We start from the raw sequence: 22,760 nt of genomic DNA, 5'->3' as shown, positions 1-22,760 counted from the left end.
TGCGGGAAAAAGTTACACCTTCAATCATGAAGACGAAGAGGGGTCACAAGGCCGGAGACGGCCATCGACGATGCCCTCGACGCCGAGCCGTACGAACGCCTCCCCGGCGGTGGCGGCCTCCACCAGACGGTCTTCCAGGGCGAGGAACTGCTGGAAGGCCCTGCCGTACCGTCTCTGCTCCGCGAGCGGAATCCGCGGGACGCGCGCCCGGCGGGCCTCGACGCGGCTGGCGCCCAGATGTGTCGACCTGGAGCTCGTCCACCTGGTGCTGGGGTGCGCCGGCCTGCTTCCAGGGTGCGTCCGCCCGCCGGCCGCCGCGAAGCGGAGGAACCCGGCGAGGAACTCGGGATCGAGCCTCGCCCGGTCGACGCGGAAGACGGTGAGGTGGGGGCCCAGCACAGCGCCACCGGCCTCGATCACCCGGGCGGTGACGGGTGAGCCGACGATGTCGCCGTCCTCGATCGTCACGAGGTCGGGGCCGGGAGCGGCCAGGCCGGTGGGCGGACCGCCACGCGCGAGGTCGTCGGCCGTCAGCATCGGAAGGCCCCGAGTTTCTGCCGGACGGCCCCGTGTCTCCCTCGCAAGGCTCCCTGTCTCTGTCGGAAGGCTCCCTGTCTCTGTCGGAAGGCTCCGTGCCTCTGTCGCAAGGCTCCGTGTCTCTGTCGGAAGACCCCGTGTCCATATCGGATGTCCACGTGTCTCCATGGGCTCGTCCGATGCCTTCAAGGTCGAGTGGAGAACGGTCACGAGCCCCGCCTTGACGAGCTCCGCGACGGTCGTCACCGGGGTGTCCCAGCCCAGCTCGCCCTCGCCGAGCACCTCCAGGTCCGGAAGGGACTCGGCCATCGCCTGGGCCAGCACCGCCGCGGCTTCCACGAGCCGGTCGCGGGCGTCGGGGAAGCCGCGGGTGTCGCTCCCCGCGGACAGGTGCCGCGCCGGGCTCACGTCCACCTCGTCGTCGAGGAGGTCGATGATCCGGACCGTACGGCCGCCGCTTGGCGGCTCAGACTCGGCCAGGTGCGCACGCCACGCCGGCTCGACGAGCGAGAGGTCCTCCCCCGCGTCCGCCAGCAGGATCGCCGTGGGCTGCCGCTCCCCCGCCCGCGGACGGCGCAGCAGCCACAGGTCGGGGCCTCCCGGCGACAGGGTCACGACAGCGCGGAGCGCGCCCGCCCGCAGCAGGTTCGCCCGGATCCGCCTGCCCGGACGTCGGCTCGCCGCCGCTGACGGCATCAGGATGGCCACCAGCCCGCCCGGCCGCACATGGGCGAGGCAGTGCTGCACCCACGCCAGCTCAGACTCGCCCCGGGGCGGCATACCGTAATCCCAGCGCGGATCGCCGATCAGGTCCTCGTGGCCCCACGCCCGTTCGTTGAACGGCGGGTCGCACACCACCGCGTCGGCCCGCTCGCCGGAGAAGCCGTCATGCCGGAGGGCGTCCCCACCGACGATACGAGCGCGGTGCCCGCGGAGCAGGAGCCGCAGCGCGGCGAGGAGCGCCCCCGTCTCGCTCGCGTCCTGTCCGAGCAGCCATCCCTGCCCGTCCCGCTCCGGGACCCGCGGCTGGGTTTCTTGACTCGCCGTCGGCGCGTCCGGCCGTAGCGCCCTTTCCGTCTGTACGGCGAGCAGAAGCGTGCCGAGACCGCAGGCCGGGTCGAGGACCGATCCGCCTTCGGGGCAGGCGAGCCGCGCCATCAGACCCGCGATCTCCGGCCGCGTGATCGAGAGCCGCCGGCTGTGGGCTTCGACGTATCGCTCGCAGAGGAATTCGAAGGTCTCGGCCGCGCCGTCCCTCTCGGCCATCTCCGCGAGCAGGCGGATCAGACCGGGATCGGCCAGCCGTGCTCCCGCCGCGTCCGGCGACCCGAGGTTCACCGGGAGGTCGGGAGTGGCCGCGGCGACGGCGTGCGGGAGCCGTACGACCAGGTCGCGGCTGTCGGCGAGGCCCTCCCAGCCGCCGGGGTCCCGGCGGGTGTAGAGCAGGAACGCGCCGGCGTGGCCGAGCAGCTCGCCCAGATGGAGGTCGTCGGCCGACGCCTTCAGCCGCTGCCAGATCCGGTCGCCGAGCGACACCTCGAACGCCTTGCCGTTCCGGCGCAGCCATTTTTCGACTTCGGGCAGGGAGAACAGGGGGCTGGACGCCGTGCCCCCGACCGGCTGCGGGAAGTCCTCGTAACGGCGGCGCCAGTTGCTCACCGCGGCCCTTCCGACGTCGGCCAACCGGGCGATGTCGCCCGCGTTCACTGTCGCGTCCTGGCTCATGGAACTCAGACTAATCCATGCTTGTGAAGTGATTCAACCAATGGTTTACTCAAAACCATGACGCACAACCGCATTCGGTATGCCGCAGGATCGGACGTCGGGCGCTCCCGCACGAAGAACGAGGACTCGGTGCACGCGGGCAGGCAGCTGCTCGCCATCGCCGACGGAATGGGCGGACATGGGCACGGGGAGGTCGCCAGCGCGGCCGCCATCTCCGCGCTCTCGGCTCTTGAGGACGTCCCTCTCTCCGCCGATCCCCTCGCCGCGCTGGAGGGCGCGGTCCGCGACGCGGCCCGCAGGCTGAGCGAGCTGGCCGAGCAGGATCCCGCGCTGGAGCGGATGGGCACCACGATCACCGCGATGCTCTGGGACGGCCACAGCCGCTTCGCGTTGGCGCACGTCGGCGACTCGCGGGCGTACATGCTCAGGGACGGCGCCCTCTACCAGATCACCCGTGACCACACGCTGGTCCAGTCGCTGGTCGACGACGGGCGGATGAGCCCCGACCAGGCGGCGAGGCACCCGAACCGGTCGTTGCTCCTTCGGGCGCTCGAGACCAGCGGCCTCGCCGACCCCGATCTCTCGTTGCGCGACGCCTACCCGGGCGATCGTTATCTGCTCTGCTCCGACGGCCTGACGGCGGTGCTCGAACCGGAGACCCTGCACCACTTGCTGACCACCATCGCCGACCCCGAGGAGGCGGTCCGCCACCTCATAGCGCTGGCCAACGAGGGCGGCGGCCCGGACAACATCACCTGCATCGTCGCCGACGTCGAGCCCGTCTCCCCCTGACCCGCGCCTCCGAAACGGTTTGGCACGACCCGGCGCGGGGAGACGGACGGCTATGACACCGGTGGTCCTCACGGTCAACGCCGGCTCCTCGAGCCTCCAGCTTCACCTCGTCCGCGACGGCCGGGTGTTGCTCACGGAACACAGCGAGCAGAGCCCGGACCCGGCCGAGGCGGAGCGGACGCTGTCGGACTTCCTCGCCAAGGCGTCTGGCCTCGGCAGCCTTGGCGGCGGACCCGGCGGACCCGGCGGCGTTGGCGGCGGGACGGACAGCGGTCGTGACAACCCTGATGGCGCCGCTGAGGGCGCGACGGCGGGCGGGAGCGACGGCCGAGGTGGAGAGGATGGCCGGCTGGAGGTCGGGTTCGTCGGCCACCGACTCGTGCACGGCGGCGACGCCGTACTCGCGCCGACCGTCGTGGACGACGACGTGCTGCAGGCGGTCGGGCGGTACGCCGACCTCGCGCCGCTGCACGTGCCACCCGCCCTCGCACTCGTCGAGGCGGCACGGCGCACACTGCCCACGGTGCCGCATGTCCTCTGCCCGGACACGGCCTTCCACGCCGGAATGCCGGAAGCCGCCGCGACCTATCCCCTGCCCTCCGAGTGGCGGCGGCGGTACGGCCTGCGCCGGTACGGCTTTCACGGGCTGTCCTACGCCTGGGCCGTCCGGAGGGCGGCGGAGCTGCTCGATCGGCCCGTAGAGGGACTGGACCTCGTGATGACGCACCTCGGCGGCGGGTCGTCGGTGTGCGCCATCCGGGGAGGCCGGAGCGTGGACACCTCGATGGGATTCACTCCGCTGGAAGGCGTCCCGATGAGCAAGCGGTCGGGCAGCGTGGACCCCGGAATGCTGCTCTGGCTGCTGTCGGACTCCCGCCTTTCGCTCGAAGATCTGCGTGAGGGGCTGGAGCACCGATCCGGCCTGCTGGGGCTGTCGGACGGGCTTTCCGGCGACACCCGCGAGCTGGTCGCGTCCAAGGAGAAGGCGGCGGCTCTCGCGCTCGACGTGTTCGTCCACCGGGTGAGCCGGGAGATCGCGGCGGCCACGGCCAACCTCGACCGGTTCGACGCGCTCGTCTTCACGGGTGAGATCGGCTGGGACCAGCCCGAGGTCCGGGAGGGCGTGTGCCGCCGTCTATCTGTGCTGGGCCTGGAGCCGCCCGTCCGCGGCGACCCCGACACCGACGGGTTCATCAGCCCGGCCGGCGCGCGTGTTCCGGTTCTGGTGGTCAAGCCCCGCGAGGAGCTGCAGGTCGCGCGGGAGACACTGGCCGTCTTCGGCCACCCGACCTGACGACCCAACCTTGCCGCGTGATCATGCACAGGTTCCCGCACGCACCGTCCTACCTGGCGCTTCGCACAACGTGATCATGCATGACGAGGGTGCGCCCGGCGGGCGGACACTGCATGATCACAAACAGTGTCGTCCCTGATCAGACCGCCTACGGCGGAATCCATGCATGATCACGATCGGGGGAACCCCATTGGAAACCCCACGTCCCCGAGCTTTCCGGGAACCCCTGCATGATCACGGCGACGGTTGGCTGACCGGGTCCCTAGAATCGGGCAATATGCGAATCTTCACCGTCGACTCGTTCACCGACCAGGCCTTTCGTGGCAATCCCGCCGCCGTGTGCCTCCTGGAGGCCCCCGCGACGGACGCCTGGATGCAGGCCGTCGCCGCCGAGATGCGGCACTCGGAGACGGCGTTCGTGATGGGCGAGGAGGGGTCGCGGCACTCGCTGCGCTGGTTCACCCCCGCAGTCGAGGTCGCGCTGTGCGGGCACGCGACCCTGGCGACCGCCCATGTCCTCTACTCCCTCGGCGCCTCGGGACGTCTGGAGTTCGCCACCAGGAGCGGCGTCCTCACCACCGACCAGGCCGGCGACGGGCTCATCGCGATGGACTTCCCGGCGAAGCGGGCCACCGCCGCCGAGGCCCCGGACGGTCTCGTGGAGGCCCTGGGCGTGAAGCCCGTCTGGGTGGGGCGCAGCCAGTTCGATTTGCTGGTGGAGGTCGAGTCCGCGGAGGCCGTCCGCTCGGCCGCTCCCGATTTCGACCGGCTCGCCGCGGTGGACACCCGTGGTGTCATCGTCACCGCCCCCGGCGACGGCACCTCCGCCGACTTCGTATCGCGGTTCTTCGCTCCGAGGGCCGGAGTCCCCGAGGACCCGGTGACCGGATCGGCGCACTGCGTGCTCTCGCCGTACTGGTCGGACAAGCTGGGGCGTGACCGGCTCGTCGGCGAGCAGGTGTCCGAGCGCGGCGGGACCGTCCGCACGACGCTCCGCGGAGACCGCGTCGAGCTGGCGGGACACGCCGTGACCATCTGGTCCGGCGAGCTGCACATCTGATGCCGGTGTACGGCCATGCGGAGGTTATGGGATACAGCGGCGCCTTTGGATAGATACCGAGGATGAGAGTCCTCGGGTTCGAGACGGCGGAGACGCTTCTTGAGCGCATGTCCGCCATGCCACGCCGGCTGTCGCCGCGCCTCCGGACGTCGCTCCCCGCCACTGCCGGGTCATGCGGTGGATCGATCGCCTGGGTGGCCCTGAGCGCGTCCGGGCCTTACGAAGCCCCTTGTGGCATTCGCGACAGCGTGACGCCCTCGACCATGGCAGGCGGGCGATGACCGCGCGGGTCACGCTGGTGGTGGCCACGCAGAACCGCCGGGACGAGCTGGAGCGCTCGCTGGCCCACCACGACGGCCCCGTCATCCTGGTGGACAACGGCTCCACGGACGGCACCGCCGCGTTCGTACGGCGGCGCTTCCCGCATGTCGATGTGGTGGAGCTCGGCCGCAACCTGGGCGCTCCCGCCCGGAACGTCGGCGTTCGGCGGGCAACCACCCCATACGTGGCGTTCGCCGACGACGACTCCTGGTGGGCGTCCGGGGCGCTGGACAAGGCCGCCGACAGCCTCGACGCCCATCCGCGCCTCGCGGTGCTCGCGGCCCGAGTGTTCGTCGGGCCGGAGGAGCGGCTGGATCCCATCTGTGCGGAGATGGCCCGCTCCCCCCTCCCTGCCGAGGCGGATCTGCCCGGCCCGAGCATTCTGGGGTTCCTGGCCTGCGGGGCGGTCGTGCGCCGCGAGGCATATCTGGCGGCCGGGGGCTTCGACGACGTCGTGTTCTTCTTCGGTGAGGAGGAGCGTCTCGCCCTCGACCTGGCGGCGGCCGGCTGGGGGCTGGCCTACGTGAGCGACGTGGTGGCGCACCACCACCCTTCGGCCCCTCGCGACCTGCGCGGCAGGCAGGTCCTCGCCTCGCGCAACGCGGTGCTGACCGCCGTCATGCGCCGTCCGTGGCCGGTGGTGGCGCGGATGGTCATGACAACGGTTCTGCGTGGACCGGTCGGCCGGCAGGCCCTCCGCGACGCGCTTCGAAGGCTCCCGGGGGCCCTGGCACGCCGCCGCGCCCTGTCACACCCCGTGGAGTCGGCCCGAAGGCTGCTGGAACAGAGCTGACAGTCACCACTCCGTGAGCTCTGACACTCGTCAAGTATCATGGGCCGGCAGTATCGGCCAGAACCGGGGAGCGCGTGGTGAGCAACATGGAGCAGGATCCGCAGGAGGTGACCTGCGGCGGCCTGAAGACCGCCTCCGCGCGTCCGGTCTACGAGCTGCTTCCCGGCCACCCCGTGGCGCTCGGCGGCTCCCGCGGGATCACGGTCACCCGCACCCTGCCGAACCGGGTTCGCCGGATGGTGGGCGCATGGTGTTTCATCGACCACTTCGGACCGCAGGACGTGACCGGAAACATCGGCATGAGGTTGCCTCCCCACCCGCACACCGAGCTCCAGACGGTGACCTGGCTCGTGTCCGGTGAGATCCGCCACCTCGACAGCATCGGCAGCGACCAGGTGATCCGTCCCGGTCAGCTCAACCTGATGACGGCGGGACGCGGCATCGCCCACGCCGAAGTGGGCACCGGCGACGCGCCCACCGTGCATGGCGTGCAACTGTGGGTGGCCCTGCCGGGGACGGACCGGCACGTCCAGCCGCAGTTCAGCCATCACGACGACCTTCCGGTGTTCCGGGACGGCGGGGCCACCGTCACCGTGCTGATGGGAGAGCTGGCCGGAGCCGAGTCCGCCGCACGCTGCTACACACCGCTCGTCGGGGCGGAGGCCGCCCTGGAGGCGAACGCCCGCGTGCGACTGCCCTTGCGGCCCGACTTCGAATACGCCCTGCTCACCCTTACCGGCAAGGTGGACGTCGACGGGACGGGCCTGGAGCCCGGCCCGTTGCTGTATCTCGGCTCCGGCCGGTCCGAAGTCACGCTGGAAGCCGATGCGCCGGGGCGGGTGCTGCTCCTGGGCGGCGAGCCCTTCGAGGAGCGCATCGTGATGTGGTGGAACTTCGTGGCCCGCGACCATGACGAGATCGTCGCGGCGCGCGAGGAATGGACGACCGGCAGCCGCTTCGGCACGGTGGCCGCGTTCGGAGGCGCCAAGCTGCCCGCTCCCCCGATGCCCACCACCCGGCTGACCCCGCGCGGGCGGCACCGCTGAAGGCAGGGACTGGGACAGGACCGCTGCGACACTGAGTCGCTCAACGGCGCCGAACAGCAGTGCCGTACGGCAAGCCCCCGCGGCACGACAGCCGCGGGGGTGCGTGGTGTTTCACGGTTTACGCGTCAGGCGTCCTGGGCTCGGCCCAGCACGGAGAACACCGCGCCGGAGAGCTCCGTCACCGCGTCGGCCGACGCGCCGCGGCTGCGCCAGGCGACGAACCTGTCGGGTCTGACCAGGATCGCGCCGTCGGCATCGATGCCCCGGTGCCGCAGCCACGTGCAGCGTGGATCCAGAATCTGACGAACGTCAGAATAGTAGGCTCCTGTCAGGCGTCAAGCACCGGGCCAGCGAAGGAGCAGTCGTGTACGGCGAGACGGAGCAGGTCACACGCCGGCCAGGCAGGCCCGGCGCGGGCGCCCCGGCGATCCCGTGCACGGAGGAGATCCTGCGAAGGGGACTCGACGCGTTCGCCGAACTGGGCTACGAGGGCGCGTCGGTGCGCGAGCTCGCGAGGCGCCTGGGCGTCAGCCACAACTTCATCAATGACCGTTACGGCTCTAAGGCGACGTTCTGGCGCGCCGTCGTGGACTTCGCCCTCACGGAGATGACCGAGCAACTGGAGCCCGCGCTCGAAGGCCATCACGACGACATCGAGCGACTAGGGGCCATCATCACCCGCTTCTACCGGGTGGCCGCCCGCAGTCCCCAGGTCAACCGCCTCATCGCGGACGAGTCGGTCCGAGACTCGGACCGGCTCGACTACCTGTACGAGCGCTACATGGGGCCGTCGATGACCGCGTTCACGCCCATCGTGCGGCGCCTGATGGAGGCCGGGCGCATCCCTCCGGCACCGATGCGCCTGATCTACTTCGCCATCACCGGGCCCGTGGTCGCACTGACCCAGCATCCGCTCGGGCACCGCCTCGGTGGGCCCGAGCAGGAAAGCCCGGAGGAAGTGACCGCAGCCGCCGAGGCCCTCGCCGCGTTTGTGCTGCACGGGCTCCTGCGACCGCCACCGCAGCCCGCGGACGGCTGAGGCCAGCGGGCGACCCGGCATGGCCTGCGGATCAAAATCGATTAAGCTTTCGCGGACGTGGGACCCCCGTGGGGGGCGCACCCTCGTCATGCATGATCACGCCGCACAAAGCGCCAGGTAGGACGGTGCGCGCGGGAACCCGTACATGATCACGCCGCACAAAACGCCATGCAGGACGGTGCGCGCGGGAACCCGTACATGATCACGCCGCACAAAACGCCAGGTAGGACGGTGCGCGCGGGAACCCGTACATGATCACGCCGCATAAAACGCCATGCAGGACGGTGCGCGCGGGAACCCGTACATGATCACGCCGCACAAAGCGCCATGCAGGACGGTGCGTGCAGGAACCCGAGCATGATCACGCCGCGCAAATCGCCGGGTAGGACGGTGCGGCCGATTCTTCAGCCGGCTCCGCGCGGCCGCGCGCTCGGCGGCGTAGCCGCTTCGCTTGGCACTCACTGAAGCAGCTACCCGCCCCCTCAGCGCGCCGGCGACATCCGCCACGGACCGGCATTTGAGGCACATCACAGCGCCACAGATCGCAGCGAGGCAATCACAGCACCCGGTCCACTCGATGAGCGACTTGACAACTAATCTCTATTGAAGACAGTCTGAGCGGCAGACGAGCTTTCGCTCCGACTATCGAAGGGCTCAGTCATGGCACACCTGCTTCATGTCGACTCGTCCGCGCTGTCCGCCGGGTCGGTCTCCAAGGAGATCGCGACAACCTTCCGGAAGGCATGGCAGGAGGCGCATCCGGATGGTTCTGTCACCTATCGCGACCTGGGGCTGGAGCCCGTTCCCGCGCTCGCGGAGGCCGGTATCACGGCCGCGTTCGTTCCGGCCGCCAATCACAATCCCGCACAGGCGGAGGCGTTCGTCCTCCGGAACCGGCTCGTGCAGGAGGTCCTCGAAGCCGACGCCTACCTGTTCGGGGTCCCTATGTACAACTGGGGCATCCCGGCCGCCTTCAAGGCCTGGCTCGACCAGATCATCCTCGCCGGAGTCACCGTCTCCCTCGATGGAACTCCGCCGCTGTCCGGCCGGCCGGCGACGGTGGTCCTCAGCTACGGCGGCGGTTACGACCCGGGCACGCCCCGCCATGGCTGGGACTTCGTCCAGCCGTACCTCGAGACCGTCCTCGGCAAGGGTCTCGGCCTGGCCGTGACCTTCATCAAGGCCCAGCTCACGCTGGCCGAGCGGAGCCCCGCCATGGCCGCCCTGATCCCGGCGTCGCGGGAGATCCGGGCCGCCGCCCACACGGACGCCGAGGCGCGGGCACGCGACATCGTGGCCAAGCTGACGGCGTGACCGCACGCGGATGAGGGCCGGCGGCGCTGGCCCCGGCCCTCATCCGCGCACGAGGTCAGAACGGCTTGGTGGGCAGGTAATTGCCGTCGAGGGTGATCACCGCTCGGGAGCCGCCCTCAGGGTCCTCGACCTTCTTCACATCCAGCTTGAAGTTGATCGCGCTGATGATGCCGTCACCGAACTGCTCGTGGATCAGGGCCTTGAGAGTGGTGCCGTAGACCTGGAGTATCTCGTAGAACCGGTAGATGGTCGGGTCGGTCGGGATGCCGCCCGGGATGCTGCCGCGTACCGGGATCGTCTGCAGCAGTCGCGCGGCATCCTCGTCCAGACCCAGGAGCTCGGTCACGGCCCGGGCCGCGCCGGCGGGCAGCGGGTGCTGACCCAGCAGAGCCGCCGTGACGAACGCCACCGACAGACCGGTGGCGTCGGCCAGCCTCTGCCAGGTGAGATCCTCGCGGGTGTTGGCCTCGACGACCTGAGCGGTCAGCCGCTGACGAGCCTGCTGGTCAGCCTGTGCGTGCCACATGATGAGGTTCCTTTCGCCGGGGTGGATCCCTACCCGCTACGCCCGCCGCGCCCTGCAGGACCTGACGGCGGGCGAACGCGCGGTGCTGGACGTGCGGGACCTCTCGCGCGGCAGCCTCCGGCTGGCCATGACACCGACCTTCACGGCCTACCTGATCGGCCCCCTCGTCGCCGATTTCCACACCCGGCATCCCGGGATCACCCTTGAGATCCGGGAGATGACACAGGACCGCATCGAGTCCGCGCTCCTCGACGACCAGCTGGACCTCGGCATCGCTTTCAGCGGAGCCCCCCTCCCGGCGATCACGGCCGCTGCTCTGTTCACCGAGACCCTCAGCCTCGTCGTCGGCGCCGCGCACCCCTGCGCCGACCGCCTGCTCCCGCTACCGATCCACGAGCTCCGTGACCACCGGCTGGCTCTCCTCAGCGGTGATTTCGCCACTCGCCGCCACGTCGACCAGCACTTCGCCGGCCACAACGTCCGCCCACGCATCGCCGTCGAAGCCAATTCGATCAGCGCTCTCGTCGAGGTCGTCCAGAGAGCCCCGCTCGCCACCGTGTTGCCCGACGCCATCACCCGCGAACAGCCGCACCTCCACCCCGTTCCCCTCGAACCCCCGCTGCCCGCACGCACCGTCACACTGCTCCGCCGGGACGGCGCCTACCAGAGCACCGCCGCCCGCGCCTTCATTACTTTCGTCAACGTCACCAGCGGGATGTTCCCCAGCTAGGCGATCACACGCCTTACGGAGCCGGGCCGGCGGGCCGGAAACGGCGTGGCACGCCTGGAGCAGGCGATCCGGGGTAGGTCCTTACCGCCCCGCGCGAGGCGTGACGACCCTGGGCACTCACCTACGTAAGGCTCGACGGGACGATTCCGTAACGGCGCATCTTGCGATACATGGTGGCGCGGGAGATGCCCAGATCCTGTGCCGTACGCTGGACGTTGGAGTTGCGCTCCATCAGCCCGCGCAGGATCGCGTCCCGTTCGAGCGCCTCCATCGCGGTCAGGACCTTGTGGGAGGACACCCGGCATTCCGGCGGCAGATCCTCGGTCCGGATGACCCGGCCGGCGTTCCTCCGTACGAGACTCCGGATGACCGAGTCGATCTGCCGGATGTTCTCCGGCCAGGGGCACCGCTGAAGCGTCGCGAGCGCCTCAGGTGAGCAGGTCGTTTCACCGTACGGCCGATATTTCCGCAGGAAGAACCGGACGAGGCTGTCGATGTCCTCATACCGGTGACGGATGGGCGGCACCTCCACCGAGGCGTCGCACAGATAGTCGAGATGGTCGTCGGCGCCGACCGCCGACGGCTGGCTCGTCATGACGAGCTGTCCGGCGACCGCTCGGTCGAGGGGCGCCACAAGGGTTGTAAGCCTGCGGCGCAGGTGGTCGCTCAGCAGGTGGACGTCGCGCAGGACCACCACGTGGGAAGGCTCGGACAGCAGGCCGCGGACGTCGTCCAGCCACTGCTGGGCCGCGTGGTGCGACTCCGACAGGGGCGGCTCCATCATCGCGAGGGTGCGCTCGGCGCCGTGGGACCGGTGAATCGCCTCGATCAGCGCGGTCTTCCCCACTCCGGCCTCGCCCACCAGTCGGAGCCACGACCCCGCCGTGAACGCCGCCTCGCTTTCGGCGACCGCGCGCAGCCACTGCGGGGCCGAGCCCACCAGCCCCAGGCTCGTCCGCGCGCGCCTGACGGGGGCGGCCGACCTGGGCTGGGGACGCCCGATCAGCCGGACCCGGAAGACGGCGCCCGCGTCGGTGCCCTCGCGCCGGCAGCGGCTGACCCGGAGCTCGGCGACCCGGCCCGACGGCAGCGCGATGCTCCGCGTCCCCTCGAAGCGGTAGTCGTCGGCGATCTCACGCGCGTGATCGAGCAGCGCGTAGTGATCCTGGCCCGCGACGGCCGCGCTCAACTGCTCGTTCATCATCACGACTTCACGGTTCAGGGCCAGGACGGGCCCCGGCCGGACCGAGGAGCACGCCTCTATGTAGTCCTGGAAGAGGGCCCGCTCACGCCGGGAGGAGATCGCGGCGATCTCGCTCTCGATCTGGCCCGCGACGGACCGTGCCAGGGCCATGAGCATCCTGGCGGAGCCCTGGCGGGTCGTGGTGAGGTTGAAGGCTCCGAGCAGGGTGCGGCGGGTGGGGTGCTGGATCGGCACGGCCGCGCACTGGAAGTCCCGCAGCGCCTCGACGTAGTGCTCACTGCCGACGATCAGGACCGGGCGGCCGCTGGCCAGCGCGGTCCCGATGCCGTTGGTGCCGACGTAGCGCTCGGAGTAGACGTGGCCCGGGGCCAGCCGCACCCGGTTGAGCCGCGTGGTGAGCCCCTCGTGGGAGAGCCTCCGGGACAGGACCACGCCGTCCCGATCCGTGATCATCGTGGACACCGGGTCGCCCGCGAGCTGCTCGTGGAGCCTGTCCACGATGGGCAGCGCCGCCCTCGTGAGCAGGGTGTCGAGGTTGGGGTTCTCCAGGTACGGAGCGTCGAACTCGCTCGACTTCACCGCGTACTCGATCGACCGCTGCCACGACGCGACCACGAGCGGGCGGACCCGCCCCGGGTCCTCGGCGACTTCCAGATACAGCTCCCGGGCCGCCGTCAGCGAACTCCCGGCTTGACGTTGGGACATTCAGGCACCTACTCCCGCACAGCGCGCTTGCTCCCCCCGTGAGGAGTCATTGGAGCAGGTCAACGATACCGGGGCCGCGATGTGTATCACGTTGAGACATCGGCGGATCGATTGTGAGACATCGCCCCACGGGCGGCGGGTCGTGTAATGGCCGAACCATCCAGGCAGCCATCCCCACGACCATTCCCAGGAGTGCCCTCATGAAAGCCGTGCAGATCTTCGAGTACGACGAGCCGCCCGCGCTCGTGGACGTGCCGGATCCGCAGATCACCGGTCCGCTGGATGTGATCGTTAAGGTCGGCGGGGCGGGTGTGTGCCGCACCGACCTGCACATCCTCGAAGGACAGTGGAAGGAGAAGAGCGGGGTCGCCCTGCCGTACACGATCGGTCACGAGAACGCCGGCTGGGTGGAGGCGGTGGGCCAGGCCGTCACGAACGTCAGGGTGGGCGAGCCCGTGATCCTGCACCCGCTGGTGACCTGCGGGCTGTGCCGGGCGTGCCGGGCGGGTGACGACGTGCACTGCGTCAACTCGGCCTTCCCGGGCATCGACACCGACGGCGGCTACGCCGAATACCTCAAGACGACCGCCCGCTCGGTCGTGGCGCTCGACTCCTCCCTGGAGCCGGCCTCGGTGGCGGCGCTGGCCGACGCCGGGCTCACGGCCTACCACGCCGTGGCCAAGGCGGCCCGGGTCCTCCGGCCGGGTGACCGCGCGGTCGTCATCGGTGCCGGAGGGCTGGGGCACATCGGCATCCAGGTGCTCCGGGCCCTCTCACCGGTCGAGATGATCGTCGTCGACCGGAGCCCGGACGCCCTCGCCCTGGCCAAGGAGCTCGGAGCCGACCACACGCTCGTCGCGGACGGCAGCGAGGTCGAGCGCGTTCTGGAGCTCACCGGAGGCCACGGGGCCGAGGCCGTCCTCGACTTCGTCGGCGAGGGCGGCGCCATCGAGGTCGGCGTGGCCTGCCTGCGCCGGGCCGGCAACTACTACGTCATCGGCTACGGCGGCGACCTGAAGGTCCCGACGATCGACGTCATCTCCACCGAGATCAACTTCATCGGCAACCTCGTGGGGTCCTACAACGACCTCTCCGAGCTGATGGTCCTGGCGGCGCGGGGCAAGGTCAGCCTGCACACCCAGCGTTACCCGCTGGCGTCGTTCCAGGACGCGCTCGACGCCCTGGCCGCCGGCGCCGTCCGCGGTCGAGCGATCTTGATTCCGTGACTGAGGAGTTCCCCCCATGCACAACCTTTCCCGCCAGGGCCTGATCGCCGCCGCGGCCGTCGCGGCCCTCGCCGCCGCCGGGTGCGCCGGCGGCGGCCAGGTCGAGCAGAAGCCCGACAAGCCCGCGCTGTTCCAGCCGGGCTCCGCCATCGGCTACCAGAAGTACGGCAAGGACTACCCGGCCACGACGGTCAAGGACGTCCCGGGACCGTGCAGCTACGAGTCGATCAGCCGCAAGGACTACTCCGGTCAGACGCTGAAAATCATCACCCACGCCGTCCCCGTCATCGGCGAGCCGACCAAGCTGCACGCCAAGCAGTTCGAGGAGCTCACCGGGGCCAAGGTGGAGGTGGTCAACGTCCCCTTCGGGGAGTTGCACCAGAAGATCCTCACACCGCTCCAGGCCGGCCAGCCGGCGTACGACGTCATGTTCTACCCCTCGCTGTGGATCGGCGACATGGCCCCCTACCTCGCGCCGGTCCCGAAGGAGTACCTCGACACGCCCGGCATGAAGGACGTCACGAAGGCGTTCATGGGCGTGGCCACCTGGAACGGGACGGTCGTGCAGTATCCCGTGGACGGCGACCGGCACTACCTGAAGATCCGCACGGACGTCCTGAAGGACCCGAAGCAGCAGGCGGCGTACAAGGCGGCCACGGGCAGGGACCTCGAGGTCCCCAAGACGTGGGCCGAATATGCGCAGGTCGCCTCGTTCTTCACCGGCAAGGACTTCGACGGCGACGGCAAGCCCAACTTCGGCAGCGCCGAGGTCACCAAGCGCGACGACCTGATGTTCTCCGCGTTCATCAGCCGCGCCGCGCCGTACGTCAAGAACCCCGGCGTCAAGGGCGGCGTCTTCTTCGACGTCGAGACGATGCAGCCGCTGATCAACACGCCGGGCTTCGTCCGCGCCCTCGACGACATGGTGAAGGCCAAGTCGGCCTGGCCGCCCGGCGGGGCCAACTTCGGGCTGGGCGACGAGATCTTCTCGTTCGGGGGCGGCCAGACCCTCATGTCGTACTCCTGGGACGACGCGTTCATCCAGGCCCAGCAGCCGGACAGCAGGGTCCGCAACAAGGTCGAGGCGGCGCCGCTGCCGGGATCCGACGAGGTCTACAACCGGACCACGAAGGCGTGGGACAAGACCCCGAACCAGGCGCCGTACTTCACCTGGGGATGGACCTCGGCGGTCGCCAAGACCGCGCGCAACCAGAAGATGGCCTTTGACTACCTGTGCTTCTTCAGCAACGAGGCCAACACCGCGCTCGACCTGACCATCGGCCGGTTCGGGGTCAACCCGTACCGCAACTCCCACTTCGACGCGGCCTTCTGGGAGAAGCAGGGCTGGGACAAGGACACCGCCGAGGCGTACGTCAGGACCCTCTCCGACATGGAGAAGAGCACCAACCGGGTCTTCGACCTGCGCGTCCCCGGCGTCAACGAGTACATGTCGTCGCTGGCCAACGGCGTCGCCGCCGCTCTGGCGGGCCAGAAGGCCCCGCAGCAGGCACTCGACGACGTGGCCAGGGAGTGGACCGACATCACCGGCCAGATCGGCAAGGACAAGGTCCAGGCCGCCTATCGGAACGTGGTCGCGCTCGAGGACAACTCCTGACCCCTCACAGGACGGCCCGGCCGGCCGAACCGGCCGGGCCGCGCGGATTTCGCAAGGAGAACCATGGACGGCCTGCGCCGGCACAAGAGCATGTTCCTGCTCCCCGGCCTGCTCACGCTTGTTTTGATCATCATCTTCCCGCTCCTCTTCACGATCCGGGTCAGCTTCTCCGGCTGGAACGTGAGCAACCCGCAGATGGACTTCGTGGGCGGGGCCAACTACGTCAAGATGCTGCACGACAGCCGGTTCTGGGCCTCGATCCTGCGCCTGGGCCTGCTGGCGGGCGGAACGGTCCTGATCCAGTACGTCATCGGCTTCGGGGTGGCCCTGCTGGTCTGGCGGGATCTGCGCGGCCGCCGGTTCTGGCGGGTGCTCTTCCTCATTCCGATGATGACCACTCCGGTGGTGATGGCCGCCATCTGGCAAACGATCTTCCATGAGTCGCTGGGCCCGGTGAACGACCTGCTCGGCAGGCTCGGCCTGTCACCGGTTCACTGGCTCACCGGCTCCGGACCTGCCCTGGCCGCCCTCATGACCGTCGAGGTCTGGCAGTGGACGCCGTTCATGTTCCTGTTGCTGCTGGCCGGCCTGCTGAGCCTGCCCAAGGAGCCGTTCATGGCCGCCGCGATCGACGGCGCCGGAGTGTGGCGCACCTTCCGGAAGGTGACCTTCCCCCTCATGGCGCCGGTGTCGGTCTCGGCGATCATCATCCGGCTGATCGAGGCGTCCAAGCTCTCCGACAGCGTCTACGTGCTGACCTCCGGGGGCCCCGGCTCCTCCACGGAGAGCCCGGGCTACTACCTCTACATCCGGGGTCTCAAGGAGCAGCAGACAGGGTACGGCGGGGCACTGTCGCTGACCTACCTCGTCCTCATGATCGTCACGCTCACGGTCGTCGCCGCCCTGCTCGCCAAGGCCTTCAAGGTGAAAGGGAACGCGTGATGTCGCGCCTCTACGCCACGTTCAAGTACACCGTGATCGCGATCTGGGCCTGTTTCGTCGCGGGGCCGTTCATGTGGGCCATGACCACCAGCTTCAAGGACGCCAACGGGGTCCAGGGTGGCGCCACCTACATCCCGTGGCTGCAGTACAAACCGACCGTGACCGGCTGGCACAACATCTTCGGCGGCGCGGGGGGCGTGGACGTCGTTCATCCCTTCGTCAACAGCGCCGTCATCACCGTCGCCGCTTCGGCCATCAGCCTCGTCCTGGGCTCCCTGGCGGCGTACGGACTGTCCCGCTACCGGTTCAAGGCCGGCTTCATCAAGAACAGCGACATCGTCTTCTTCTTCGTGTCGCAACGGATCATGCCGCCCGTCGTCCTGGTGGTCCCGTTCTTCTACCTCCTGCAGTCGGTCAACCTGCTGGACAGCATCCCGGGCCTGGTCATCGTGACGGTCGCCCTGCTGCTGCCGATCGCGGTGTGGGTGATGGTGGACTTCTTCAACGGCATCCCGCGTGAGATCGACGAGATGGCCATGCTCGACGGGTGCAGCCCGTTCGAGGCGTTCGTCCGCGCGATCCTTCCCAACTCGCTGCCCGGGCTGACCGTTGCGGCGATGTTCTGCGCGGTGTTCGGGTGGAACGACTTCTTCTTCGCGTTCAGGCTGACCTTCACCGAGGTCCAGACGCTGCCCCAGGCGGTGGTGGCGCTCAACTCGTCGATCCCGCCCTGGTGGACCCTGTCCGCCGCCGCGCTTTTCGGCATATCGCCGCTGGTCCTGCTCGCCGTATGGGTCGAGCGCTATCTGTCCAAGGGAAACCTCTCGGGGGCGGTCCGATGACTCCGCATGCCTCTCTGAACGCCACTGATCTCTGCCTGGCCGTCGACGGGGTCGACCACCTCAAAGACGTGACGGCGGTCTTCCAGCCGGGACGGCTCCACACCGTCATCGGCCGCACCCAGGCCGGGAAGACGACGCTGCTGCGGGTGCTGGCCGGCCTCCAGGGCGTGGACTCCGGGACGCTGACCCGGGACGGCGCCGACTTCCTCAAGACGCCGGTCTGGCGGCGCGACACCGCGATGGTCTACCAGCAGTTCATCAACTATCCGCATCTCAACGTGTTCGACAACGTGGCCTTCCCGCTCAAGCGGGCCGGGCTTCCACAGGACGAGATCCGGCGGCGAGCGGGGCAGAGCCTGGAACGCGTCGGCCTGGCCCACCTCCACGAGCGCAAACCCTCGCAGCTCTCCGGCGGGCAACAGCAGCGGGTCGCGGTGGCTCGCGCCCTCGCCCGCGGCGCCGGAATCCTCCTGTTCGACGAGCCGTTCGCCAACCTGGACTACAAGTTGCGCGAGCAACTGCGCGAGGACTTCAGAACCCTCTTCTCCGACCAGGGCGAGGCGGTCGTGATCTACACGACCACCGAGCCCGCCGAGGCGATGATGCTCGGTGACGTGGTGCTGGTCATGCACGAGGGACAGGTCGTCCAGATCGGCGCTCCCGGCGAGGTCTTCGACCGGCCCGCGACGACCACGGTGGCCCGGATCATCAACGACCCGCCCATGAACATCTTCCCGGGGCGGCTCGCGGACGGCCGGATCACGGTGGCGGACTTCCAGGCCACCCACGTGCCTGGCCACCTCGCCGACCTGCCCGAAGGCTCTTACCAGTTCGGGCTGCGCGCGACGGACGTCGCTCTGGCCGCCGCCGGCGTCGCGGGCGAGGTCACCTTCGTGGAGATCTCCGGATCGGAGACCTTCGTCCACGTGGCCGTGGGCGAGACGCCGTTCGTCGTGCAGATCGAGGGGATCCACGACATCGTCCTCGGCGACGTCGTCCACATGCGGCTGCGCCCGGAGAGGCTGTTCGCGTTCGACCAGGCGGGGGCGCTCCTGCGGCCGCCTTCGCACGACCCCGCTTCGGCAGAAGGGCGTTGACATGGCACAGGTGGACATCATCGACGTCGGTCACAGCTACACGCCCGACGCCGAAGAGGAGCGCTGGGCCCTCAAGCCGCTGCGGCTGACATTCGAGGCCGGCAAGACGTACGCGCTGGTCGGACCGTCCGGTTGCGGCAAGACCACGCTGCTGAACATCCTGTCCGGGCTGGTCACGCCGTCCCAGGGCCGCGTGGTGTTCGACGGCCTCGATGTCACGAGGCTGCCCACGAAGGCCCGCAACATCGCCCAGGTGTTCCAGTTCCCCGTCATCTACAACTCGATGACGGTCTACGAGAACCTCGCCTTCCCGCTGCAGTGCCGAGGCTGGGACAGGGCGAGGATCGACGTTAAGGTCCGTCAGGTCGCCAAGGCGCTCGACCTGGACGACCGGCTCAGGCAGCCCGCCCGGCGGCTCACCGCCGACGACAAGCAGCTCATCTCCCTCGGCCGCGGTCTCGTACGCGATGACGTGGCGGCCCTGCTGATGGACGAGCCGCTGACCGTCATCGACCCGCAGCTGAAGTTCATGCTGCGCCGCAAGATCCGCGAGATCACCGAGCAGTTCCGCCCCACGGTGATCTACGTGACCCACGACCAGTACGAGGCGATGAGCTTCGCGCAGGAGGTGCTGGTGATGAAGGACGGCAGGGTCATGCAGCAGGGCACTCCCGAGCAGCTCTTCGAGGCCCCCGCGTCGACGTATGTCGGCTACTTCATCGGATCCCCCGCGATGAACTTCCTGTCGGTCGGCCAGGACCACGGGGGCTTCACGGGTGACTTCACCCTGGGCGGCCGGGCCCTGGCCATGGCGTGGGACATCCGCACGAGCGGCGCCCAGGCCCAGGTGGGCATCCGGCCCGAGTACGTCAAGGTCGTCCCGGAACCGGGAGTGAACACCTTCCCCGTCAGGCTTCGCGGCGTCCAGGACCACGGCCCGCAGCGGGTGCTGGAGATGGACCTGGCCGGCCAGCTCATCAAGGCGAAGGTGCCGCGCGAGGACGGAGTCCCGGGGGCCAAGGAGTTCCTGATCCATCTCCCCCGCACCAAGGTCCTTCCGTATGTGGACGGTCACCTGGCGACGGTCCCCTAGAACGCCGATGGTGGTCGCCCTGCGGCCGGTCGGTGCTCGGCCGGCCGCAGGGCGGAACGTGAAGCGATGACTCTTGGGATCGGCCACAGAAGTTCGCCCTCGCGGCGATGCCCTGAGAATCCCTGGACGGGTCAGCGGCATTCAGGCGGGATCGAGCGCTTGCCAGGCCTCTGTGACGCAGCCTTCCTCGTAATCCCACCAACCGTCAGCCTGACCCCGCAGAAGCAGGCGCTTGGCCCCAGCGACGTCCGCGCTCGGCGGAACGTTCAGCGCCACCAGTCCGAACTGCTCGATCCCTTCTCCTTCGACGCCCAACGGCGCGAAGGCATCGAGGACAGCCTGCCTGTCGTCGGCCAACTCGCCTTCGGCGAAAGGGATGACCCGGATCGTGCAGTTACCGGAGAACTCCACCGTCTCGGTTACCCACACGACTCCCTCGGCGTCCACCTCGGTGACCACCACATCGCCCAAGGCGGATCCGCGGACGAAGAAGGGAATGCTGTCCAGCATCACCTGACCTGGTGTTACTGGGATCGCCCACAGCCGCTCAGAGCGGGCCGGTGGCCAGCCGTCTTCGTCCTGTGGGAGATCGAACACCACATGCACATCCGTGGGCTCCGCACCATCTGTCACGTGAGCAGGATCCCCTATCGCGGCCGGAGCCGTCTGCGGTCGCGGCAGTGAGCGACGCCGCGTCAGGCCGCGCAGGCTCAGAGGAGCCGTGACAGAACTCTGTCGAGGGGAGCGCACCTGCACCGGAAGCGACGTCGCCGGGTAGATTTGGCAAGAGAGAGTTGAAAAGGGGCGCCGGTCCGGCCGGATTCCATCTGCTGGCCGAGGAAAACCCGTCAGGGTCGTCGGCCACGGCCAGTTCACCACAGGTCTTCGGTGATTCCACGCCGAGACGGCGTCCGCCACTTCGGCCCGGCATCGCGAGTGCGTGGTGATCGCGCCTTGCGGGGGCTCCCTGACCGTCAGCACAGCGGTCCGATGGCGCTGGACGCTCGGTCTGGGGCCGCTTGCCGGCATGGACACCGGTGACCAGAACCGGCTTCCTGATCGGCGTGGTGTTCGGTGCGTTCGGGGGCGTGCTCGCGCTGACGATGCCGCCCCGTCCGATCTCGAAGAAGGGCACTATGAAGGCTCCCCCGAAAGTCATCGCCGGGGTCGCCACATTCGTTGACGATCGCCTCGGCGCGGGGAGGTTCCTCAAGCGCAACCTGAGGAAGGTCTTCCCCGACCACTGGTCGTTCCTGCTGGGTGAGATCGCGCTCTACTCGTTCATCATCCTGCTGTTGACCGGCACGTTCCTGACGTTCTGGTTCAAGCCGAGCATGGGCGAGGTCGCCTACTCGGGCTCCTACCAGCCGCTGGTCGGCGTGAGGATGTCCGAGGCGTACGCCTCTGCCCTGCACATCAGCTTCGACGTGCGGGGCGGCCTGCTGATCCGGCAGATCCACCACTGGGCGGCGCTGCTGTTCGTGGCCGGAATCATGGTCCACATGCTCCGCGTGTTCTTCACCGGGGCCTATCGCAAGCCGCGAGAGCTCAACTGGCTCATCGGCCTCGCCCTTTTCACGCTGGCACTGGTGGAAGGCCTGACCGGTTACTCGCTGCCCGACGACCTGCTCTCCGGCGCGGGTCTGCGGATCACTCAGGGCGTCATGCTCGGGATCCCGGTGGTGGGCACGTACATGTCGTTCTTCCTGTTCGGCGGCGAATATCCCGGGCAGGACGTGATCCCGCGGTTCTTCACGATCCACATCCTGCTGATCCCGGGCCTCCTGCTGGCGCTCATCTCCGCGCACCTGATCCTCATGTGGGTGCAGAAGCACACGCAGATGCCGGGCCCAGGGCGCACCGAGACGAATGTGGTGGGCGCGCCGTTCTACCCGGCGTTCATGGCCAAGTCGGGCGCGTTCTTCCTGTTCACGTTCGCCGCCCTCGCCTTGCTGGGGACCTTCGCCCAGATCAACCCGGTCTGGCTGTTCGGGCCGTACACGCCGGCGGACATCTCGGCCGGGTCGCAGCCCGACTTCTACATGGGCTTCCTGGAAGGGGCGCTGCGCCTGATGCCCGCTTGGGAGATCAATTTCTGGGGCCACACGATTCCGCTGAGCGTGCTGATCCCGGCGCTGATGCCGTTGGGCATCCTCATGACGGGCCTGGCGATCTACCCGTTCGCCGAGCGGTGGATCACCGGTGACCGCCGTGAGCACCACCTGGCCGACCGGCCGCGCAACAACCCGCACCGCACCGCGATCGGCGTGGCGGGCATCACGTTCTACGGCATCTTGTGGCTGCTCGGCGCCAACGACGAGATCTCGGCCTTCTTCCATGTCGACCTGTACTCGACGACGATCTTCGGCCGATTCGCGATCTTCATCGGTCCGGCGCTCGCCTACTACATCGCCTACCGGATCTGCATCGGCCTTCAGCGCAGGGATGCCGAGGTGCTGTCCCACGGCGTGGAGTCGGGCGTCATCAAGCGGATGCCGAACGGCGAGTACATCGAGGTCCACACGCCTGCGGCGGAGGACATCGCCGAGCACATCCGCGGCAAGGCCGAGATCCCGATCATCGAAAGCGGGGTGGACAGCGGGGGCATTCCCCCAAAGCTCGCCCGTACCGTCCTCGGCAGGCTCCGCGCCAGGATGAGCCAGGCGTACGGCACGGACCGCGTCCCGCTCGACGAAGCCCACGAGGAGGCCCCCGACGAGGCCCCCGACGAGGCCCCCGAGGAAGTGCACGAGGAGAAGCACGCTGCCATCGGGGCCGGGGAGCGCGTCGATGCCGGGGAGCGCGAGCCGCACACCGAGCACTGACACCACCGACCGGGTTTCGGCGGGCGAGCCGTGC

At 69.1% G+C, this 22,760-nt stretch carries 20 protein-coding genes; 15 read left to right on the top strand and 5 right to left on the bottom strand.

The window, feature by feature from the left end:
• Window positions 1-24: 24 nt before the first annotated feature.
• Window positions 25-2,262, bottom strand: a complete 2,238-nt coding sequence (locus tag N5079_RS02005; RefSeq protein ID WP_261581545.1) for an N-6 DNA methylase — start codon at window positions 2,260-2,262, stop codon at window positions 25-27.
• A 57-nt stretch (window positions 2,263-2,319) separates the two neighbouring features.
• Between N5079_RS02005 and N5079_RS02000 the strand changes: the two genes are divergently transcribed.
• The 5 genes from N5079_RS02000 to N5079_RS01980 all read left to right on the top strand — a co-directional run bounded on the left by N5079_RS02000 (window position 2,320) and on the right by N5079_RS01980 (window position 7,568).
• Window positions 2,320-3,054 carry a PP2C family protein-serine/threonine phosphatase gene (locus N5079_RS02000; RefSeq protein WP_261581544.1) on the top strand — a complete coding sequence of 245 codons (735 nt, stop codon included), beginning with the start codon at window positions 2,320-2,322 and terminating at the stop codon, window positions 3,052-3,054.
• A 52-nt stretch (window positions 3,055-3,106) separates the two neighbouring features.
• Window positions 3,107-4,348, top strand: a complete 1,242-nt coding sequence (locus tag N5079_RS01995) for an acetate/propionate family kinase (RefSeq protein WP_261581543.1) — start codon at window positions 3,107-3,109, stop codon at window positions 4,346-4,348.
• A 277-nt stretch (window positions 4,349-4,625) separates the two neighbouring features.
• Window positions 4,626-5,408, top strand: a complete 783-nt coding sequence (locus N5079_RS01990; protein ID WP_261581542.1) for a PhzF family phenazine biosynthesis protein — start codon at window positions 4,626-4,628, stop codon at window positions 5,406-5,408.
• A 277-nt stretch (window positions 5,409-5,685) separates the two neighbouring features.
• Entirely contained in the window at window positions 5,686-6,522 is an 837-nt protein-coding gene (locus N5079_RS01985) for a glycosyltransferase family 2 protein (protein WP_261581541.1), read from the top strand.
• Between the two features lie 86 nt (window positions 6,523-6,608).
• The gene (locus N5079_RS01980) at window positions 6,609-7,568 is read left to right on the top strand and encodes a pirin family protein (RefSeq protein WP_261581857.1); all 960 of its coding nucleotides are present in this window, start codon (window positions 6,609-6,611) and stop codon (window positions 7,566-7,568) included.
• A gap of 125 nt (window positions 7,569-7,693) precedes the next feature.
• Here the strand turns inward: N5079_RS01980 and N5079_RS35435 are convergent, their stop codons facing one another.
• On the bottom strand, window positions 7,694-7,828 hold the full coding sequence (locus N5079_RS35435; protein WP_410007735.1) for a hypothetical protein: 135 nt from the start codon (window positions 7,826-7,828) through the stop codon (window positions 7,694-7,696).
• A gap of 104 nt (window positions 7,829-7,932) precedes the next feature.
• On the opposite strand from N5079_RS35435, the gene N5079_RS01975 reads away from it, so the two are divergent.
• Window positions 7,933-8,607: a TetR/AcrR family transcriptional regulator gene (locus N5079_RS01975; RefSeq protein ID WP_261581539.1), complete on the top strand. Its 675-nt coding sequence runs from the start codon at window positions 7,933-7,935 to the stop codon at window positions 8,605-8,607.
• A gap of 660 nt (window positions 8,608-9,267) precedes the next feature.
• Entirely contained in the window at window positions 9,268-9,921 is a 654-nt protein-coding gene (locus tag N5079_RS01970) for an FMN-dependent NADH-azoreductase (protein ID WP_261581538.1), read from the top strand.
• A gap of 55 nt (window positions 9,922-9,976) precedes the next feature.
• Here the strand turns inward: N5079_RS01970 and cynS are convergent, their stop codons facing one another.
• A complete protein-coding gene (cynS, locus tag N5079_RS01965; protein WP_261581537.1) occupies window positions 9,977-10,447 on the bottom strand; it encodes a cyanase in 471 nt (156 codons plus the stop codon).
• On the opposite strand from cynS, the gene cynR reads away from it, so the two are divergent.
• Complete coding sequence (gene cynR / locus N5079_RS01960) at window positions 10,446-11,177, top strand: transcriptional regulator CynR (RefSeq protein ID WP_261581536.1); 732 nt, start codon at window positions 10,446-10,448, stop codon at window positions 11,175-11,177. The genes cynS and cynR overlap by 2 nt on opposite strands.
• 121 nt (window positions 11,178-11,298) lie before the next feature.
• Here the strand turns inward: cynR and N5079_RS01955 are convergent, their stop codons facing one another.
• Entirely contained in the window at window positions 11,299-13,086 is a 1,788-nt protein-coding gene (locus tag N5079_RS01955) for a sigma-54-dependent Fis family transcriptional regulator (protein WP_261581535.1), read from the bottom strand.
• 200 nt (window positions 13,087-13,286) lie between these two features.
• On the opposite strand from N5079_RS01955, the gene N5079_RS01950 reads away from it, so the two are divergent.
• From N5079_RS01950 to N5079_RS01925, 6 genes are all read left to right on the top strand, one after another.
• Window positions 13,287-14,312 (top strand): NAD(P)-dependent alcohol dehydrogenase, encoded by a 1,026-nt coding sequence (locus N5079_RS01950; RefSeq protein ID WP_261581534.1) that lies wholly within the window; start codon window positions 13,287-13,289, stop codon window positions 14,310-14,312.
• A 16-nt stretch (window positions 14,313-14,328) separates the two neighbouring features.
• Window positions 14,329-15,927 (top strand): extracellular solute-binding protein, encoded by a 1,599-nt coding sequence (locus N5079_RS01945; RefSeq protein ID WP_261581533.1) that lies wholly within the window; start codon window positions 14,329-14,331, stop codon window positions 15,925-15,927.
• Window positions 15,928-15,990: 63 nt separating this feature from the next.
• Window positions 15,991-16,869, top strand: a complete 879-nt coding sequence (locus N5079_RS01940) for a carbohydrate ABC transporter permease (protein WP_261581531.1) — start codon at window positions 15,991-15,993, stop codon at window positions 16,867-16,869.
• On the top strand, window positions 16,869-17,711 hold the full coding sequence (locus N5079_RS01935) for a carbohydrate ABC transporter permease (RefSeq protein ID WP_261581529.1): 843 nt from the start codon (window positions 16,869-16,871) through the stop codon (window positions 17,709-17,711). Before N5079_RS01940 ends, N5079_RS01935 begins: the two co-directional genes overlap by 1 nt.
• Window positions 17,708-18,808 (top strand): ABC transporter ATP-binding protein, encoded by a 1,101-nt coding sequence (locus tag N5079_RS01930; protein WP_261581528.1) that lies wholly within the window; start codon window positions 17,708-17,710, stop codon window positions 18,806-18,808. Before N5079_RS01935 ends, N5079_RS01930 begins: the two co-directional genes overlap by 4 nt.
• Window position 18,809: 1 nt before the next feature.
• Window positions 18,810-19,901 carry an ABC transporter ATP-binding protein gene (locus N5079_RS01925; RefSeq protein WP_261581526.1) on the top strand — a complete coding sequence of 364 codons (1,092 nt, stop codon included), beginning with the start codon at window positions 18,810-18,812 and terminating at the stop codon, window positions 19,899-19,901.
• Window positions 19,902-20,042: 141 nt separating this feature from the next.
• Here N5079_RS01925 and N5079_RS01920 read toward each other — a convergent pair whose 3' ends face one another.
• Entirely contained in the window at window positions 20,043-20,534 is a 492-nt protein-coding gene (locus N5079_RS01920; protein WP_261581525.1) for a DUF4265 domain-containing protein, read from the bottom strand.
• Between the two features lie 503 nt (window positions 20,535-21,037).
• Between N5079_RS01920 and N5079_RS01915 the strand changes: the two genes are divergently transcribed.
• Window positions 21,038-22,726, top strand: coding sequence for a cytochrome b (locus N5079_RS01915; protein WP_261581856.1), 1,689 nt, complete (start codon window positions 21,038-21,040; stop codon window positions 22,724-22,726).
• Window positions 22,727-22,760: the final 34 nt, after the last annotated feature.

Origin of the sequence: Planotetraspora sp. A-T 1434 (assembly GCF_025420585.1) — a bacterium.
Taxonomy (GTDB): Bacteria; Actinomycetota; Actinomycetes; order Streptosporangiales; family Streptosporangiaceae; genus JAOEGB01.
The sequence above is the reverse complement of the archived record's forward strand: the minus strand, read 5'-3'. Positions and strand labels throughout refer to the sequence as shown.

What these genes read in the sequence shown, in the direction of transcription:
- N5079_RS01950 (WP_261581534.1), top strand. Translation starts at nt 13,287, where the DNA reads ATGAAAGCCGTGCAGATCTTCGAGTACGACGAGCCGCCCGCGCTCGTG.
- N5079_RS01915 (WP_261581856.1), top strand. Translation starts at nt 21,038, where the DNA reads ATGAAGGCTCCCCCGAAAGTCATCGCCGGGGTCGCCACATTCGTTGAC.
- N5079_RS01940 (WP_261581531.1), top strand. Translation starts at nt 15,991, where the DNA reads ATGGACGGCCTGCGCCGGCACAAGAGCATGTTCCTGCTCCCCGGCCTG.
- N5079_RS02000 (WP_261581544.1), top strand. Translation starts at nt 2,320, where the DNA reads ATGACGCACAACCGCATTCGGTATGCCGCAGGATCGGACGTCGGGCGC.
- N5079_RS01930 (WP_261581528.1), top strand. Translation starts at nt 17,708, where the DNA reads ATGACTCCGCATGCCTCTCTGAACGCCACTGATCTCTGCCTGGCCGTC.
- N5079_RS01990 (WP_261581542.1), top strand. Translation starts at nt 4,626, where the DNA reads ATGCGAATCTTCACCGTCGACTCGTTCACCGACCAGGCCTTTCGTGGC.
- N5079_RS01935 (WP_261581529.1), top strand. Translation starts at nt 16,869, where the DNA reads ATGTCGCGCCTCTACGCCACGTTCAAGTACACCGTGATCGCGATCTGG.
- N5079_RS01980 (WP_261581857.1), top strand. Translation starts at nt 6,609, where the DNA reads ATGGAGCAGGATCCGCAGGAGGTGACCTGCGGCGGCCTGAAGACCGCC.
- N5079_RS01995 (WP_261581543.1), top strand. Translation starts at nt 3,107, where the DNA reads ATGACACCGGTGGTCCTCACGGTCAACGCCGGCTCCTCGAGCCTCCAG.
- N5079_RS02005 (WP_261581545.1), bottom strand. Translation starts at nt 2,262, where the DNA reads ATGAGCCAGGACGCGACAGTGAACGCGGGCGACATCGCCCGGTTGGCC.
- N5079_RS01925 (WP_261581526.1), top strand. Translation starts at nt 18,810, where the DNA reads ATGGCACAGGTGGACATCATCGACGTCGGTCACAGCTACACGCCCGAC.
- N5079_RS01955 (WP_261581535.1), bottom strand. Translation starts at nt 13,086, where the DNA reads ATGTCCCAACGTCAAGCCGGGAGTTCGCTGACGGCGGCCCGGGAGCTG.
- N5079_RS01970 (WP_261581538.1), top strand. Translation starts at nt 9,268, where the DNA reads ATGGCACACCTGCTTCATGTCGACTCGTCCGCGCTGTCCGCCGGGTCG.
- N5079_RS01945 (WP_261581533.1), top strand. Translation starts at nt 14,329, where the DNA reads ATGCACAACCTTTCCCGCCAGGGCCTGATCGCCGCCGCGGCCGTCGCG.
- cynS (WP_261581537.1), bottom strand. Translation starts at nt 10,447, where the DNA reads ATGTGGCACGCACAGGCTGACCAGCAGGCTCGTCAGCGGCTGACCGCT.
- N5079_RS01985 (WP_261581541.1), top strand. Translation starts at nt 5,686, where the DNA reads ATGACCGCGCGGGTCACGCTGGTGGTGGCCACGCAGAACCGCCGGGAC.
- cynR (WP_261581536.1), top strand. Translation starts at nt 10,446, where the DNA reads ATGATGAGGTTCCTTTCGCCGGGGTGGATCCCTACCCGCTACGCCCGC.